We start from the raw sequence: 15,195 nt of genomic DNA on the forward strand, positions 1-15,195 counted from the left end.
ATGGGGACAGGAAAACGATTAACGAATTACGCATTGCAATTTAAGAGCGTCATCATTTGGGGCTTGGTGTTCCTAGCAGTCGCGGTAGCCGCCGATTTGGCCGCTCCACTGATTGCCATGGAAATCATCGATGAACACATTTCGGGAGCCGGAGAAATCGAATTCGGCCCGATCGCACAGCTGTTGGCCTTGTTCTTCGGCTTATCGGTCGTCACGGCAGTGTTCCGCTATTTGCAGTACATCTTGCTGCAAAAAGGCGCGAACCGTGTCATCCGTAAAATGAGGACCGATGTCTTCGAGCAGGTCCAACGTTTGCCGATCAGCTATTTCGATAATTTGCCGGCAGGGAAAGTGGTCGCGCGCATCACCAACGATACCGAAGCGATCCGCGAGCTATTTGTCACGGTGCTTGCGCAATTCGCGACCAGCTTCATGTATATGGCAGGAATCTATGCCGCCCTTTTCTATCTGGACTGGCGCATGGCGGCGATTGCCTTCGTGCTCGTGCCGCTCTTGTATGGATGGATGCTCATTTACCGGAAATATGCTTCGAACTTCAATCATATTGTCCGGGAAAAAGTCAGTGAAATGAATGCCATGATCAATGAGTCAATCCAGGGCATGAGCATTATCCAGGCGTTCCGCCGCGAGAAGCAGATGAAAGGTGAATTTGAAGAGCTCAACCAAAAGCACTTCAAATTCCAGCAGAAATTATTGGTGCTAGAAGCAGCCGCCTCGCATAATATGGTCGGCGTCTTGCGCTCGATAATCTTCGTATTATTTATCTGGTACTTCGGCGGGGCTTCCATGACCGGTAACACGGTTGTCACAGTAGGCGTTCTGTACGCATTTGTCGACTACATCATCCGGCTGTTCAATCCGATCAGCGGCATCGTCAACCAATTCAGCCGTCTGGAACAATCACTTGTGGCAGCTGAGCGCGTGTTCCGCTTGCTCGACCGCCCCGGGGAACCGGTCAGCGATGAGCGGGTCGAACGCTACCAGGGAAATGTGAGTTTTGAACATGTATGGTTTGCATACAAAGACGAGGAATATGTTTTGAAGGATTTATCTTTCGAAGCGAAACAAGGGGAGACTGTCGCACTTGTCGGGCATACGGGATCAGGTAAAAGTTCGATCATGAACTTGCTGTTCCGCTTTTACGACGCGACCAAAGGGCAGATCTTAATCGACGGCGTCAATGTCAATGACTTGCCAAGGCAGGCGGTGCGTGAACACATGGGCATCGTGTTGCAGGATCCGTATTTGTTCACCGGAACGATCGAATCCAATATCACGCTTGGAGACGAACGCGTCAGCCGTGAAAAAGCACAAGCAGCACTTGCAGCAGTCGGCGGCGAGCGCGTCACGAAGCATTTGCCGAATGGCATCGATGAGCCGGTTGTGGAAAAAGGCAGCACGCTTTCTTCCGGACAGCGCCAGCTCGTGTCATTTGCCCGGGCACTGGCATTCGATCCGGCGATTTTGATCCTGGATGAAGCCACATCGAATATCGATACCGAAACAGAGGAAATCATCCAACATGCGATGGATGTCTTGAAGAAAGGCCGGACGACGTTCATCATTGCCCACCGCTTGTCGACCATCAAGAATGCAGACCGCATCTTGGTGCTAGACCGTGGTGAAATCGCTGAATCCGGCACGCACGATCAATTGATGGATCACGATGGCATTTATCACCAGATGTACCGCATTCAATCAGGGATGGCTTCTACCCAGAACGTTGGGTAAGGGGCCTCCCCTTTTTTCTTTTTAAGAGGAAGCAATTCGCTATTGTTGTGAAACCGGCGGCTCTATCTTTATAATATAGCTACGGCTCAGGGTGAAAATGAAAAAAGCGCCGGAACTTTTCCGGCGCTTCAGTCGTATACATGATAGAGCATCAGCTCATGGACCATTTTTTTGATGGCTTCCTCGTCCTGTGGCGGAGCGGATTGCCACACAATCGAGCCGTCCGGATGATACTCGCCGCGAATGCGTTCATTGCGGTAAAAGAATGAGATGTTCCAGCCGGGCAGCCGGCTGTCCTCGAACATCGGCTTGAATTTAAAATGCTGCAGCATTGGAATCCCCCTTTGATCGTCTCTTTCCATTATAGGGGAAGCGGCGCAATAGACAAAGAAGAAATGAGTGACCTTAGTTGAATATTCTACTGACATTAATGCTGATGGCTTTGATCGGTGCCTTAATTGGCGGCATGACCAACCATTTGGCGATCAAAATGCTGTTCTGGCCATACGAAGCGAAATACATCGGCAAGTTCCGTCTGCCGTTTACGCCAGGGCTGATTCCGAAGCGCCGGGATGAATTGTCGCGCCAGCTCGGCCGTACCGTGGTCGAACATTTACTGACTCCGGAAACGTTTAAGAAGCGATTTTTCAATGAAGCGATGCATAAGAAAACCGAGAATTGGCTCAATCGCCAATTGGACTTGCATCTGTTTTCCTCACCCCGCACGTTCAACGAATGGCTGGACCTTGCCAATCAGCAAGATATTGACAGAAAGCTTGAAGCGAAGCTCGACGGGTTGGTTGACCGCAACCGGGACGCCATAGATGACTACATCGCCGGGAAAACTGTCCGGGAATTGCTTCCGGATGCCTGGAAGCCGGGAATCGAGGAAAAGATTTTTGGCGGCGTCAAATACGCCATCGACAGAGGCTCGGACTATTTTGCTTCGCCTGCAGGGCGCCAGACCGTCAAAAGTTTGCTGGATGAATTTCTGGTATCGCGCGGCCGTTTCGGGTCCGTGCTCCACAATTTGTTCGGCGATTCCCAGTCGATCACGAATAAGACCCAATCGGAGATCATCAAATTTCTTAATTCCCCAAAAACCTTTGAACTGCTCGGCACCTTGGCATTCCGTGAGTGGGAAAAGCTGCAGGACAAGCGCGCGGATGAACTCTTGAAGGAATTCGACGCCGAGCCGGCGATTGCGGCCATCAAGCAATATGTCCGCGACCAGGCCCGCATTTCGGCAAGACTAGACGCATCACTTGCAGAGACATGGCCTCGGGGGTTAGAATGGACAAGTGTCAATATTACGCCTCTCATTACGGACTTCGCGTTTGAAATGGGAGAGCAGAAGTTAGAAGAGACCATATTGAAAATCGACATGGAAAATATGGTCAGACAGCAAGTCGATTCTCTGCCGCTCAGCCGATTGGAAGAATTGGTGCTCGGGATTTCACGGAGAGAATTCAAGATGATCACGGTACTGGGCGCATTTCTGGGGGGCTTTATCGGCATACTCCAGGGTTTGCTCGTCACAGTGCTGAATTTAGGGTAGAGGAGAGATTTACATGGCAGTAAATATTTATGACGACATCAACAAATTAGAATCATCGTTCCGTTCAACAGAGGAATTTCAAAAACTTCAAGAAGCGGTTGCACAAGTAACGGCAGATAGCGAAGCGAACGAATTGTTCAAGAAATTCCGTGACCTGCAAGTTACATTGCAGCAAAAACAACAGCAAGGCGAAGAGATCACTGAAGAAGAAATGATGGGTGCTCAAGCGACAGCGCAAGCTGCTCAGGAAAACCCGAAAATCTTGTCTATGCTCGAAGCTGAAATGGCCCTTAGCCAAATGATCGAAGAAGTAAACCGTGTTTTGATCAAGCCAGTACAAGAACTTTACGAAAGCATGTAATTCCAGCAAAAAAAGGGTTTACGGAAAAGACACCGAATACGTAAAGATGAATGCTAATTCATTTTTACGAAGGGGTGTCTTTTTCTTATGTATCAAACGATTATGCTGAAAAAAGATGGGCGTTTGGCGTACTTGGTGCTGAACCGTCCGGATTCAATGAATGCAATGAACGCGAAAATGATGGGAGAGCTCGCAGATTGCTTTGAAAGCTTGAAAAATGACCATTCGGTTCACGCGCTGATCATTTATGGAACGGGAAGGGCATTTTCTGCCGGGGGCGATATTAAGGAAATGGTCGATCCGGAAAACCCGATGAACATCGATGCGGTCATGGAAGACGTCAGCCGCCTGGCAAAAGCGCTTTATACCTTGCCGCAAGTAACAATTGCGGCTGTGCACGGCGCTTCTGCAGGGCTCGGGTTCAGCATGGCGCTTGCCTGCGACCATGTAGTAGCGGAAGAAAGCAGCAAATTAGCGATGAATTTCATCGGCATTGGGCTGATCCCGGACGGAGGCGGCCATTTCTTCCTGAAAGAACGTGTCGGCGTGCCAAGGGCGAAGCAATTGATTTGGGCAGGCCAAGTACTGAAAGCGCATGATGCCCTCGCCAAAGGATTGATCGAAGAAGTGACGGCGGAAGGCAGAGGCTTGGAACAGGCGGAGAAATACGCGCATGAAGTGCTTGCCTCTCCGGTTGCTGCGATGCTGAAATCGAAAGAAATCCTGCACGGGATGAAGCTTTCGGAGTTAGATGAAGTGCTCGCAGGCGAAGCAGCCGGGCAATCGGCGATGCGCAAAACGGCAGACCATCTCGAAGGCATACAAGCCTTCGTCGAAAAGCGCAAGCCTACTTTTAAAGGAAAATGAAAAGAATGGCGGGTTTCCGCCATGCTTTTTTCTATGGAGAAAAAAGGACAAAAAGAAAAAACACGACAACCGTGTTTTTTACAGAGTGTTGAAGAAGTCCATTAATCCATTACGAATTAGAATGGAGTCGTTTTTTCTACATTCAATAATCAATGATCTTTCTAAGTATTTGAAGAAGCGTTCGCTCGACTCCAGTGGATCAGCGAGACGACCGAGACCCCGCAAGGCGCAAAGCGACTGAGGAGGCTTGGGCGCGAGCCCACGGAAAGCGAGCGATAAGCTTCGGAAAATACGGTTTCTTACCTTTCTCGACAAACTAGAAAAAACACGGCGACTGCCGTGTTTTTTTTAGGTATGGAACAATAGGAGTTTGCCGGCTGGAGATGCAAGCCGGTGGGTTTTTTCAGTCAACGCTTTTTCTTCGAGCAGCGCAAGCCCTTGTTCTTTCGCCTCGTCGTCCGTCTCAGCGGTGAAAGTTTCTTCTGTAATCAATTCGCCGGTTTTTTCGAAAGCAGTCAGTTTATAAGTTCTCATATTCGGCACCCCTTTCTGAACGATTATTCAGTTTAAGTATAAAGGGTTTCCGTGGAAATGTCCTGCAAATTTGAAACATTTCGGTTTGGCTGCCGTATATAAAGGTGGAAAGGGGACGTGAATGATGACTTTATCGATTAGAAACGCGACAAAGCAATTTGGCGACTTTACAGCTGTAGACGATATCTCCCTGGATGTAGCCGAAGGGCAGATGCACGGCTTTCTTGGCGCGAACGGGGCAGGCAAGACGACGACCTTCCGTATGGCGCTCGGGCTTCTTACGCCGACACAAGGCGAGGTGCTGTGGCAGGGCCGCCGGATCAGTTATGCAGACAGCCCAGACATCGGTTATTTACCGGAAGAGCGCGGCTTGTATCCGAAGATGAAGGTGCAGGACCAGCTCGTCTATTTGGCAAGGCTGCGGCGCATGGATAAAAAACAGGCGGAACAAGGCGCAAAGGATTGGCTGGAGCGCTTTGAAGTACCCCATTATGCCAATAAAAAAGTGGAAGAATTATCGAAAGGCAATCAGCAGAAAATCCAGTTGATCGCGTCTCTCCTACATAACCCAAAACTATTGATTTTGGACGAGCCGTTTTCCGGACTGGATCCCGTCAATGTGGAAATGCTGAAAAAAGCGATACTCGATTTTCAAAAGCAAGGGGCGACCATTGTGTTCTCCAGCCACCGCATGGACCATGTCGAAGAATTATGCGACGACATGAGCATCTTGGACAAAGGAAAGCTCGTCGTCCATGGCTCGATACGGGAAGTGAAGCGCACATTCGGCAAACAGAACGTCCGCATCCACACAGACGCTGATATCACCGCGCTTGGCGAATTGCCAGGTGTCGAGAAATTTACGCCTCAGCGGAGTGGCGGCGTGTTCCGCATTGCCGATGAAGCGGTCGGCCAAAACTTGCTCGCCCGTGCTTTAGAGCTCGGTCCGGTGCGCCAGTTTGCATTGGAAGAGCCGAGCCTCGAAGAGATTTTCATTGAAAAGGTGGGGCGTGCCCATGTATAGTTTCTGGATCATTTTCAAACAGGCATTCAAAACGAAAGCGATGACGAAATCGTTTATGATCACCACGCTGGTCGTTGTTGCTTCATTTTTCCTGCTGGCAAATCTGCCGTCGATTATCGAGTCATTCGATGGAGATGATGGTTCACAGCAAACGCTTCAAGTAGTGGATGAAACAGGACAGTATACGGAAGCATTGCAAGCCCAGCTCGACCAGCAAGACAGCGCCATTCAATTAGAAGCGAGCGCGCTTTCTGAAGAGCAATTGAGGGCGGATGTGGAAGCAGGCGAAATGGACGCCTTTCTCGTTATCGAAGGCGATGATGGGATGACTGCCCGTTATGTAGCGGAGTCCGCAACTGAATCGGCTCAAGCGGCAGAACTTGAAAACGCGCTCCAGAGCTTACAGACAGCAAGGGTAGCCGAACAGCTGGAGCTCGAAGAAACGGAGCTTGCCCAGTTGTTTGCGCCAGTTGAAATGGAGCGGGAAGCGCTTGCCGAATCTTCCAAATCCCAGGAAGAATTAAGCCAAGCGCGCGGCCTTGTCTATATTTTGATCATGGTCATCTATATTGCGGTCATTTACTACCCGAATATGATCGCTATGGAAGTAGCGAACGAAAAATCCTCGCGCGTCATGGAAATTTTGATTTCCAGCGTCTCACCGGTCAAGCATATGTTTGCGAAGATTGCAGGCATCGGCTCGCTCGGCATTTTGCAGATGATGATTTTCGCACTTGCCGGATATTTGGCGATCCAAAGTTCAGGATCGGATCTGACCGAAGGCGTATTTAGCGTTATGGGCTTTTCGGAAGTGAAATTCAGCACGTTCTTCTACGCGATTCTGTTCTTTTTGTTGGGCTATTTCCTTTATGCCGTGCTTGCGGCGTTGCTCGGATCGCTCGTCAGCCGGACAGAGGATGTCCAGCAATTAATGCTACCGATGATGATTTTGATCATCATTGCCTCATTCATCGCTTTTTCAGGCATCTCCATGCCGGAAGCGGGTTATGTAACGGTCGCTTCCTATATCCCGTTTTTCGCACCGCTCGTCATGTTCTTGCGTGTCGGCCTGCTGGATATTCCGTTATGGGAACCGCTGTTGTCTATTGCGATCATGCTGTTGACGATTGGCATACTTGGCTGGTTCGGCGCCCGCGTTTATCGCGGCGGCGTCTTGATGTACGGTTCATCGCAATCGCTGAAAGATATCCGCCGGGCGATCAAGCTTGGCAACGAAAAATAATGAAGATACTGCTTGCGGGAAGTTTCCGTAGGCAGTTTTTTTTCGCCCACTAAAATGGTAAGATAAGAACAAATATTCGCTTTTGAAAAGGGGATCACGATGGCAAGCATTCGATTTATCCACAGCGCTGATTTACATCTCGGCAGCCCGTTCAGCGGCATGAAAGGGTTAGGTGCAGAGCAATGGAAAACATTGCAGAACAGCACATCGGCCGCTTTTGAACGATTGATTTCCTATACGCTTGAAACGCGGCCTGATTTTTTATTGATTGTCGGGGACATTTATGACGGGGAAGACCGTAATTTGCGTGCACAGTACCGGTTTCAGCTAGGCATGGAACAATTGAATGAAGCGGGCATTCCGGTTTTTTTGAGTCATGGCAACCACGATCATTTAAGCGGGGGCGGAGCGAGTTTTGAACTTCCGTCAAATGTCCGTGTCTTCCACGACAGCGTAGAAAATATGACACTGACAGTGGGCGGCGCAACGGTGAAAATTGCCGGGTTTAGCTACGGCCGCCGTCATGTAACGGAATCGATGATTGAACATTATCCAAGAAAAGAAAGCGGCGTCATCCAGATCGGCATGCTCCATGGCTCTGAGGAAAGTGATACAGAGCACGCCGTATACGCGCCATTCCGCAAAGAACAATTGCGAGCCAAAAACTACGATTATTGGGCGCTCGGCCATATCCATAAACGGCAGCAACTATCCGTCGATCCACCCATCGTCTATCCCGGGAATCTTCAAGGGCGCCACAGGAAAGAATCCGGCTCTAAAGGCTTTTACGAGGTTGTGCTGACAGATGGCCATGCCGATCTGAAATTCATTGCGGCAGAAGCGCTGCGCTTTGAGCGAATTAGCGTTGATTGCAGCAGCGTCCAGCACATGAATGAATTATTTAATATTGTCAAAGAACAGCTTGAAGCGCATGATGCTGAAGCGCTCGTCGCAGAACTGGAACTCCAAAATCTGGATGAGGCAACCCTTCAGATGCTAGAAGACATCCCGAATGCAGAGCTTGTGTATGCTTTACGCGAAGTGCTCAGCGAACAACAGCGCTTTGTCCATATTTCAACTGTGCAGCTCGACAGAAACGGACTGCCTTCGGAGCTATCGCCGTTTGGAAAGCAGCTCGCCAGCCGCCTGGAAAACTGGGAGTCGGGCGATTGGAAACAGGCCTTGAAAGAGCTTTACAACCATCCGAAAAGCGGGCGTTTCCTGCCGCAGCTCGACGATGGGCTGCAGGAGGAACTGCAGGCGGAAGCGGTAATGAAAATCCGCAAGATGATGGCATTGGAGGGCCAGCGATGAAACTTGAAAAACTGATCATTTACGGTTTTGGCCGCCACGAAAACAGGACCATTGAGTTGAACAAACCGATGGCCGTATTTTACGGAATGAATGAAGCGGGCAAAACGACCATCCAGCAATTTGTCTTGCAGATGCTGTTCGGTTTTTCTGCACGCAACCAGCCGCATAAACGCTACGAACCGAAAGCGGGCGGAAAATACGGCGGCCAGCTGCAGCTGAGAGATCCGGTTTATGGCCGTGTCGTGATTGAACGGATAGCCGGAAAATCGGCAGGCGATGTGACGGTCTCGTTTGAAGACGGGCGCCGCGGGGGCGAGGCGGAGCTTTCGGAGCTATTAAGAGGATACGACAGGGCGTCCTATGAATCGATTTATTCTTTTTCTGTCCACGAACTCCAGGATCTCGACCAAATGACGGAACAGGAGCTGACGCGCACGCTATTATCCTCCGGGACAGCCGGTGTCGACCAAGCCGGGAAAATGGAAAGCCAGCTCGAACGCGAAATGGGTGAGCTATTCAAGAAAACAGGGAAATTGCCGCTAATCAACCGTTTGACAGAAGAACTGCGGGAACTTGAAACGGAGTTGCGCGAATATAAACTGCGTGCGGACACTTTCCGACCGGCAACTGAGCGGCTGGAGCACATTAAGCAGCGTTTGGTGGAGCTTGGCCACGCCGAGAGCCTCCTCATTCAAGACATCAAAGAAGCTGAGAAATGGCAGCAAGCGGCACCGTTATTGGCGCGAAAACAACAACTCGAACGCTTGGCGGAAAAAGGCCCAGGGAATTTTCCGGAATCAGGCATCCGCCAGTATGAACGCCTGCTCGATCAGAAAAACGAATTACAGGCCGAAGCAGCTTTTCTTGAAAATGAAATCAATCGCTTGGAGCCGATCGGCGAGTTGCTTGAAACAGATTCGCTATCGGACCTGCTCGGACGTGAAGCCGAATGGCATCAGCTGAATTCTTCATTGAAAGTGAAACAAGAAGAGTGCAGCCGATTGCAGGATGAACTCGGCCGTTTACTGAAATTATGCGGGATGAGCAAAGAGCAGGCACTACTCTCCGATGCCTCTCTTGAACAGGAAGAGCGATTAAAGACCGTATTGGATGCGCTGCAAACCGCTGAACAAGAACAAGCTTTCGGGCAGCGCCGATTGGCAGAAGAACGGCAACGGCTGTCAGAAGCTGAACACGCTTTAAAACAATACCTTGAAGCGGAGCCTCCCGAAGAACAGCGGCAGCGTGCAGAACAATGGGCCGACATCGAGCCGCAGCTGGCACTGGCCAAAGCACAGCAAAAACGGCAAACGGGAACGGCTGCCAATAATCGCCTAGTCCAATTTCTGCTAGGGGCCATAGGAGTTGCCGGCATGATCTTCGCTGTGGTTGCTGCAGACGCTTTTACGGGACTGCTTGCGGCTATGGCACTCGGTGTAGCAGTGTGGCTCTGGTTGCGCGACAGGAAATCATCGAAAGGCAGCACAGATGGTCTAGTGGAACGCTACGGGGGTCAAGAAGCACAATACGAAGCTTTGCTCATCAAGCTAGCGGAATACGATAAAGGGCTTGATGAACGCTTTGACGCGATCGAGTCAAGCAAGCGGAGAATGGCTGCGCTGCCGCAGACAGACAGCAGTGAGGAATTGCAGGAATACCGGCGATTGCTGAAATCGCTCGGTTTTCCGGAAGAAACTTCACGCGCTACCGTCCTCACGTTATTTGATAAATTGCGCGATGTGCATGCAGCCGCTAGCCGGCTGGAGCGCATCACCGAAGAAATAGGGAATTTGGAAGGCGAGCGAGAAGCATGGCTAAAACAGGCGCAGGAGGCATGCGGCAAGCCCGCAAGTGCAAGCAATGTCATCAGCGTGCTTCGTGCGGAATGGGAAGCGCGACAGCAGAAACTCCAGCACGCCGGAAAAATCCGCGAGAAAAACCAGCAGCTAGCGGAACAATCCAGAAAATGCGCCGAGCGATTGGCCAAGCTTTCCGAAGCGATGGATGAACTGTTCAAAAGGGCGGCAGTGGAAGATGAGGATTCATTTTACCGCGCTGCCAAACTATCGGAACAAGCAAGGTCCGCACAGGAACAATTGCAAATGGTCCAGTCGCAGCTTTCTGCCATCGGAGAAGTGGAAAAACCTGCTGTGCTCGGTGATGCAGAAGAGAGCGCAGAACAATTTCTCGAGCATTCGCAGCAACAACTGGATGAGTTGCAGGATGAACGCCAGTCATTATGGGAAGAACAAGCAGAAAAACTTCAATTGACGAAACATTTATTGTCGGACGAAGGACATTCGATGAAACTTCAGGAACTGCAAGCGAAACAAGCGGAGTTCCAGGACGCGGCTAAGGAATGGGCCGTCAACCGTGCAATCGTCGAAGTGTTCAAGCAGACGATGGATGAATTGAAAAAAACGAAGCTGCCGGCAGTACTAAAGCTCTCGGAATCGTATTTCACACAATTAACAGGCGGCGAGTATGTTCGCTTGCTGCTCAGCCAGGATGGGAACTTTGAAGCGCTGCGGAAAGACGGCTTGCGCTTCCGCATCATCGAGCTCAGCCAGGCGACGAAAGAGCAGGCGTATTTGGCACTGCGTTTTGCGCTGGCATCTTCTTTGAAGGAATCCCATCCGTTTCCGATCATCATGGATGATCCGTTCGTCCATTTTGATCGCCGAAGAAGCCAGCAAGTGATAAAATTAGTGGAAGAGCTGCAGGCAGACCATCAGTTCATTTATTTCACATGCCACGAAGCGATGCGGCAAGCTTGGCCAAGTGCCCAGCAAATCGACGTGGCGAACCCTGAAAGGAGCATCCAAGCATGACAAAAGGAATTACAACCCGCGCTGTCGGGGAGACAGTCGATGATTTTCTTCTGATCAAACAATCGGTCAAAGGCGTCACGACGACCGGCAACCCATTCATGTCACTCGTTCTGCAGGACAAGAGCGGTGACATCGAGGCAAAGCTATGGGACACAAAAGACGAACATGAACGGATGTATGCGGCAGAGACAATTGTCAGAGTCGGCGGGGAGATTCATAATTACCGCGGCAAAAACCAGCTGCGCATCAAAAGCATCCGCCCGGCAAAACCGGAAGAGAACTTGACGATTGCCGAGTTTTTGCCTTCGGCGGCGCAAAGTGCGGATGAATTGCACGAAGAAGTGACAAAGTTCCTGTTCGAGATGGAAAACCCGCAAATCCAGCGCATCACGCGCCATATCCTGAAGAAATATCAGCAGCAATTCCTGACCTTCCCGGCCGCGACGCGCAATCACCACGATTATGTATCAGGCCTTGCGGATCATGTCGTCTCGATGCTCAAGCTCGGGAAAGCGATTTGCGAAGTGTATCCGAGCTTGGACAAGGATTTATTGTATTCGGGAATCATTCTCCACGATATCGGCAAAGTCTTTGAACTTTCAGGGCCGGTCGCGACCACCTATACCGTAGAAGGCAATTTGCTCGGCCATATCTCGATCATGGTAACCGAAATCGCAAAAGCGGCGGAAGAGCTCGGCATCGAAGGGGAAGAAGTCATGGTCCTCCAACACATCGTCTTATCGCATCACGGCAAGGAAGAATGGGGCAGCCCGAAAAAGCCGATGATAAAAGAGGCGGAAATCCTCCATTATATCGACAATATTGATGCGAAAATGATGATGCTCGACCGTGTGCTCGGCAAAACGAAAGAAGGCGAGTTCTCAGAACGCGTCTTCGCACTCGATAACCGCTCATTCTACAAGCCGAAACTATAAAGCAGGCACACATAAAAAACCCCCGACAAAGATGTCGGGGGTTTTGTTTTGCTTATTCAGCCGGAGTTTCTTCTGTTTCTTCTTCAATTGGGGCTCCTTCTTCAGGAGCTGGTTCCGTGTTAAGGATTTCATCAAGTGCGCCTTCAAGTTCTTCATCTTTGATGTCGATATTGGCTTCTTCCATCAAAGCTGCGACTTTCGGCAATAGTGTGGATTGATCTGCTTTGGCCATGGCGATTTCAGAACGCAAAGCTTCACGTTGGTCTTCAAGCGGCTCTTGGCCTTCGACTTCACGGGTTTCAGTCACTTGGATAATGTGGAAACCGTGCTGGGATTGGACAGGTTCGCTGATTTCATCGACTTCGAGGGAATAAGCCGCATCTTCGAATTCAGGGACCATGGCGCCGGTGCCGAACCAGTCAAGCGCCCCGCCGTTAGCGGCAGATCCTGGGTCAGTGGAGTATTCTTCCGCCAGTTCAGCGAAATCACCGCCATCGTCAAGTTTTGTTTTCACTTCGTTGGCTGTTTCTTCATCCGCAACTAAGATATGACGCGCATTCAATTCAGTTCCTTGGCGCTCGTACCGCTGCTCGATTTCTTCATCCGTCACTTCGATGTCTTCCGTCAATGCTTTTTCCTGAAGCAAGTTCAGGCGAATGACTTTTTTATAGCTTTCTTCTGTATGGTTGTTTTGAGCGAGAAATTGTTCGAAGTTTTCGCCCATCTCTTCTTTATTGCTCTCAAGCTCTGCTTCCACTTCTTCATCCGATACTTCGTAGTTTGCACCCAATACTTTTTCAATCATAAGGATTTGGATGGCTTGATCGCCGACTGAGGTTTTCATCTCTTCGTATAGTTCTTCTTTTGTCACGTCTCCCGCATCGGAAGTGACGAGCACTTCGCTTTCGGAACCATTGTCGCTGCATGCAGAAAGTGCAAGAACCGCTGCCGCGATGGAAAGGGTAAAGGCTGATTTCTTCATAAAAATATTCGCTCCTAACTTTCTTTCAATCTAAGTTGAATTTATAGGGTGGATGATTTTTCACAAAAGGATAGCCGCTGCTGCATGATGGACAGACCGGATGTTTTTTGTGTTTGTTTTAATTGATGCCGTAGTTACTATATCATAAACGAATGAAAAAATAAAAAGTTCCAAAAAATTGCGAATCCGTTAAAGAGTAGGGGATTTTGAGTGATTCCATAGAAAAAGCACTTGCTCGGGCAAGTGCTTACGGGGTGAATTCAACCCCGACATATAATGAAACAAGCAGGATAAGAATCAATATGTTAATGGTACGAAAAATCTTTTCATGGTTTTCCTCGGGAATTTCCCGTGAGGTGACTAAAGCTAACGTCATCCTATTAATCTGAAATACGTAGAACACTGAAAAAATTACAACTAACGCGACTATCATGAGTTTCCTCCCCTCTGACCTTAACTTCCATTATAGCAAAATGGAAAGAAAAAAGCAGGTCAGGCAATTGGCTGCGGCACCAGGATCTCGAATCCAGTGTCTGTCTCTTCAATGAGTGCGTGCCGCGGCGAGCGCGCCAAATTACGGATATAGATCAAATCCGTAACGGACAAAGCGCTATGGTAGGCAAGCAAAATGGCGAAATAATGGCTATAAGCCGGCCAAATGATGCTTAGCGCGATGATGACCGTATTGATAATCGCAAACGGCGTCACAAGCGCCAGCATAAAGCGCGATTTCCGGACCGGTTCTTTGATGTATAGAGAAATGGTCGGGCATAGCTTCAATTGTTTGCGCATGCTGATTTTTAGGCATTTGCGGCTTCCGAGTAAAGGCAGAAGGTGCAAAAGTTTATGGATAGGGTAGATCGCCAGCATTCCGATCATGAACAGCAGAAAGTTCTGGTCGGATAACGGGTCGGCATACATGATGGCCAGCAGCATGTAATAGCTGGTGAACACCCCGGCGCCGATCAGCGCGGAAATGAAGAACAGGCGGTCAGAACCGTATTGTTTTTTGACGTTGATTGTTTTCCAGCAATGCATATGCGTATCTCCCATTGATGTATAGTGTTGTTGAGCCGATACATACAATACAACGTTTCCTGGGGGAATGCAAGCTTCTTCGGCGAAATTTTTCACCGTGTTTTTCAGCCGTTTTTATTCTCGGTTAAAACGTGGTTTTCCTCATTGAAACGGTTCTCGATGTTTTTGAATGACGCTTCGAAAATCTCCATGAAATCATCACCGTAAATATTGCGGATGATGGCCATGACATCCATGAATTCAGGGAATTTCCCATATAAATTACGCAGTGGAAGGGAACCGTCAACGACTGAATGGGGCGTATCGTGATAGCGTTCGATCATCTCCTGCATCAACTCTTCGCCTTTTTGGGTCAGCTCCACATATGTATTGCGTTTATCGGTGTCGCGTTTCGAAAAGGACAGCAATTCGCGCTCTTCAAGTTTTTTCGAGAAATTGAATGCCGTTGAGACGTGCATGACCCCGAATTTTGCCACGTCGGAAATGGAAGCGCCTTTCAAATGGTAGGAAATCCATAAAATGTGGTGTTCATTAATATTCAGGTCATAAGGTTTTATCCACATCTGCCAATCTTTCTCCACTGCTTTCCATAATGCTTTCGATAATTGCCCAATTCTTTGGCTGTACAGCATAGCTTCTTTCATTGTATATTCTTTGTCATTCACACGAGCACCAACTTTCACCGGGAATATTTTCTTTATTATAGCAATAAAGCAAAGTGAATTAAAGTGAGAATAGTAAAATAATTTAGTCCAA

Annotated in this window: 15 protein-coding genes; 9 read left to right on the top strand and 6 right to left on the bottom strand. The window is 49.3% G+C overall.

Translation table 11 applies throughout. From position 1 onward, the window contains the following. A complete protein-coding gene (locus tag G3255_RS05755; protein ID WP_211653670.1) occupies positions 1–1,752 on the top strand; it encodes an ABC transporter ATP-binding protein in 1,752 nt (583 codons plus the stop codon). A 128-nt stretch (positions 1,753–1,880) separates the two neighbouring features. Here G3255_RS05755 and G3255_RS05760 read toward each other — a convergent pair whose 3' ends face one another. Then, positions 1,881–2,084: a YheE family protein gene (locus tag G3255_RS05760; protein ID WP_058381306.1), complete on the bottom strand. Its 204-nt coding sequence runs from the start codon at positions 2,082–2,084 to the stop codon at positions 1,881–1,883. Between the two features lie 77 nt (positions 2,085–2,161). On the opposite strand from G3255_RS05760, the gene G3255_RS05765 reads away from it, so the two are divergent. From G3255_RS05765 to G3255_RS05775, 3 genes are all read left to right on the top strand, one after another. After that, the gene (locus G3255_RS05765) at positions 2,162–3,310 is read left to right on the top strand and encodes a DUF445 domain-containing protein (RefSeq protein ID WP_249222069.1); all 1,149 of its coding nucleotides are present in this window, start codon (positions 2,162–2,164) and stop codon (positions 3,308–3,310) included. A gap of 13 nt (positions 3,311–3,323) precedes the next feature. Continuing rightward, entirely contained in the window at positions 3,324–3,671 is a 348-nt protein-coding gene (locus tag G3255_RS05770; RefSeq protein WP_121301008.1) for a YlbF family regulator, read from the top strand. Between the two features lie 87 nt (positions 3,672–3,758). Beyond that, positions 3,759–4,538: an enoyl-CoA hydratase gene (locus G3255_RS05775; protein WP_211653671.1), complete on the top strand. Its 780-nt coding sequence runs from the start codon at positions 3,759–3,761 to the stop codon at positions 4,536–4,538. A gap of 348 nt (positions 4,539–4,886) precedes the next feature. On the opposite strand, the gene G3255_RS05780 is transcribed toward G3255_RS05775, so the two are convergent. Next, positions 4,887–5,072 (bottom strand): YhzD family protein, encoded by a 186-nt coding sequence (locus tag G3255_RS05780; RefSeq protein ID WP_121301010.1) that lies wholly within the window; start codon positions 5,070–5,072, stop codon positions 4,887–4,889. Between the two features lie 124 nt (positions 5,073–5,196). Between G3255_RS05780 and G3255_RS05785 the strand changes: the two genes are divergently transcribed. From G3255_RS05785 to yhaM, 5 genes are all read left to right on the top strand, one after another. Further along, positions 5,197–6,096 (top strand): ABC transporter ATP-binding protein, encoded by a 900-nt coding sequence (locus G3255_RS05785; RefSeq protein WP_211653672.1) that lies wholly within the window; start codon positions 5,197–5,199, stop codon positions 6,094–6,096. Next, positions 6,089–7,339 (top strand): ABC transporter permease, encoded by a 1,251-nt coding sequence (locus tag G3255_RS05790; RefSeq protein WP_211653673.1) that lies wholly within the window; start codon positions 6,089–6,091, stop codon positions 7,337–7,339. Before G3255_RS05785 ends, G3255_RS05790 begins: the two co-directional genes overlap by 8 nt. 99 nt (positions 7,340–7,438) lie before the next feature. Then, positions 7,439–8,653 carry a metallophosphoesterase family protein gene (locus G3255_RS05795; protein WP_211653674.1) on the top strand — a complete coding sequence of 405 codons (1,215 nt, stop codon included), beginning with the start codon at positions 7,439–7,441 and terminating at the stop codon, positions 8,651–8,653. Then, positions 8,650–11,484, top strand: coding sequence for an ATP-binding protein (locus G3255_RS05800; protein ID WP_211653675.1), 2,835 nt, complete (start codon positions 8,650–8,652; stop codon positions 11,482–11,484). Before G3255_RS05795 ends, G3255_RS05800 begins: the two co-directional genes overlap by 4 nt. Next, positions 11,481–12,419 (top strand): 3'-5' exoribonuclease YhaM, encoded by a 939-nt coding sequence (yhaM, locus tag G3255_RS05805; protein WP_058381299.1) that lies wholly within the window; start codon positions 11,481–11,483, stop codon positions 12,417–12,419. Before G3255_RS05800 ends, yhaM begins: the two co-directional genes overlap by 4 nt. 52 nt (positions 12,420–12,471) lie before the next feature. Here yhaM and G3255_RS05810 read toward each other — a convergent pair whose 3' ends face one another. From G3255_RS05810 to G3255_RS05820, 4 genes are all read right to left on the bottom strand, one after another. Next, positions 12,472–13,401 (bottom strand): peptidylprolyl isomerase, encoded by a 930-nt coding sequence (locus tag G3255_RS05810; RefSeq protein WP_211653676.1) that lies wholly within the window; start codon positions 13,399–13,401, stop codon positions 12,472–12,474. 247 nt (positions 13,402–13,648) lie between these two features. Continuing rightward, complete coding sequence (locus G3255_RS20380) at positions 13,649–13,834, bottom strand: hypothetical protein (protein WP_249222070.1); 186 nt, start codon at positions 13,832–13,834, stop codon at positions 13,649–13,651. A gap of 59 nt (positions 13,835–13,893) precedes the next feature. Continuing rightward, positions 13,894–14,439, bottom strand: a complete 546-nt coding sequence (locus G3255_RS05815; protein ID WP_211653677.1) for a DUF3267 domain-containing protein — start codon at positions 14,437–14,439, stop codon at positions 13,894–13,896. Positions 14,440–14,543: 104 nt separating this feature from the next. Next, complete coding sequence (locus G3255_RS05820; protein WP_083509225.1) at positions 14,544–15,104, bottom strand: HTH-type transcriptional regulator Hpr; 561 nt, start codon at positions 15,102–15,104, stop codon at positions 14,544–14,546. Between the last annotated feature and the right edge of the window lie 91 nt (positions 15,105–15,195).

The sequence above is a fragment of the Planococcus sp. MSAK28401 genome, from assembly GCF_018283455.1.
In the GTDB taxonomy this organism is placed as follows: domain Bacteria; phylum Bacillota; class Bacilli; order Bacillales_A; family Planococcaceae; genus Planococcus; species Planococcus alpniumensis.

Excerpts from the sequence above, each read along its gene's own strand:
- G3255_RS05775 (WP_211653671.1), top strand. The coding sequence starts at position 3,759 with ATGTATCAAACGATTATGCTGAAAAAAGATGGGCGTTTGGCGTACTTG.
- yhaM (WP_058381299.1), top strand. The coding sequence starts at position 11,481 with ATGACAAAAGGAATTACAACCCGCGCTGTCGGGGAGACAGTCGATGAT.
- G3255_RS05770 (WP_121301008.1), top strand. The coding sequence starts at position 3,324 with ATGGCAGTAAATATTTATGACGACATCAACAAATTAGAATCATCGTTC.
- G3255_RS05795 (WP_211653674.1), top strand. The coding sequence starts at position 7,439 with ATGGCAAGCATTCGATTTATCCACAGCGCTGATTTACATCTCGGCAGC.
- G3255_RS20380 (WP_249222070.1), bottom strand. The coding sequence starts at position 13,834 with ATGATAGTCGCGTTAGTTGTAATTTTTTCAGTGTTCTACGTATTTCAG.
- G3255_RS05780 (WP_121301010.1), bottom strand. The coding sequence starts at position 5,072 with ATGAGAACTTATAAACTGACTGCTTTCGAAAAAACCGGCGAATTGATT.
- G3255_RS05755 (WP_211653670.1), top strand. The coding sequence starts at position 1 with ATGGGGACAGGAAAACGATTAACGAATTACGCATTGCAATTTAAGAGC.
- G3255_RS05785 (WP_211653672.1), top strand. The coding sequence starts at position 5,197 with ATGACTTTATCGATTAGAAACGCGACAAAGCAATTTGGCGACTTTACA.
- G3255_RS05800 (WP_211653675.1), top strand. The coding sequence starts at position 8,650 with ATGAAACTTGAAAAACTGATCATTTACGGTTTTGGCCGCCACGAAAAC.
- G3255_RS05815 (WP_211653677.1), bottom strand. The coding sequence starts at position 14,439 with ATGCATTGCTGGAAAACAATCAACGTCAAAAAACAATACGGTTCTGAC.
- G3255_RS05760 (WP_058381306.1), bottom strand. The coding sequence starts at position 2,084 with ATGCTGCAGCATTTTAAATTCAAGCCGATGTTCGAGGACAGCCGGCTG.
- G3255_RS05810 (WP_211653676.1), bottom strand. The coding sequence starts at position 13,401 with ATGAAGAAATCAGCCTTTACCCTTTCCATCGCGGCAGCGGTTCTTGCA.
- G3255_RS05790 (WP_211653673.1), top strand. The coding sequence starts at position 6,089 with ATGTATAGTTTCTGGATCATTTTCAAACAGGCATTCAAAACGAAAGCG.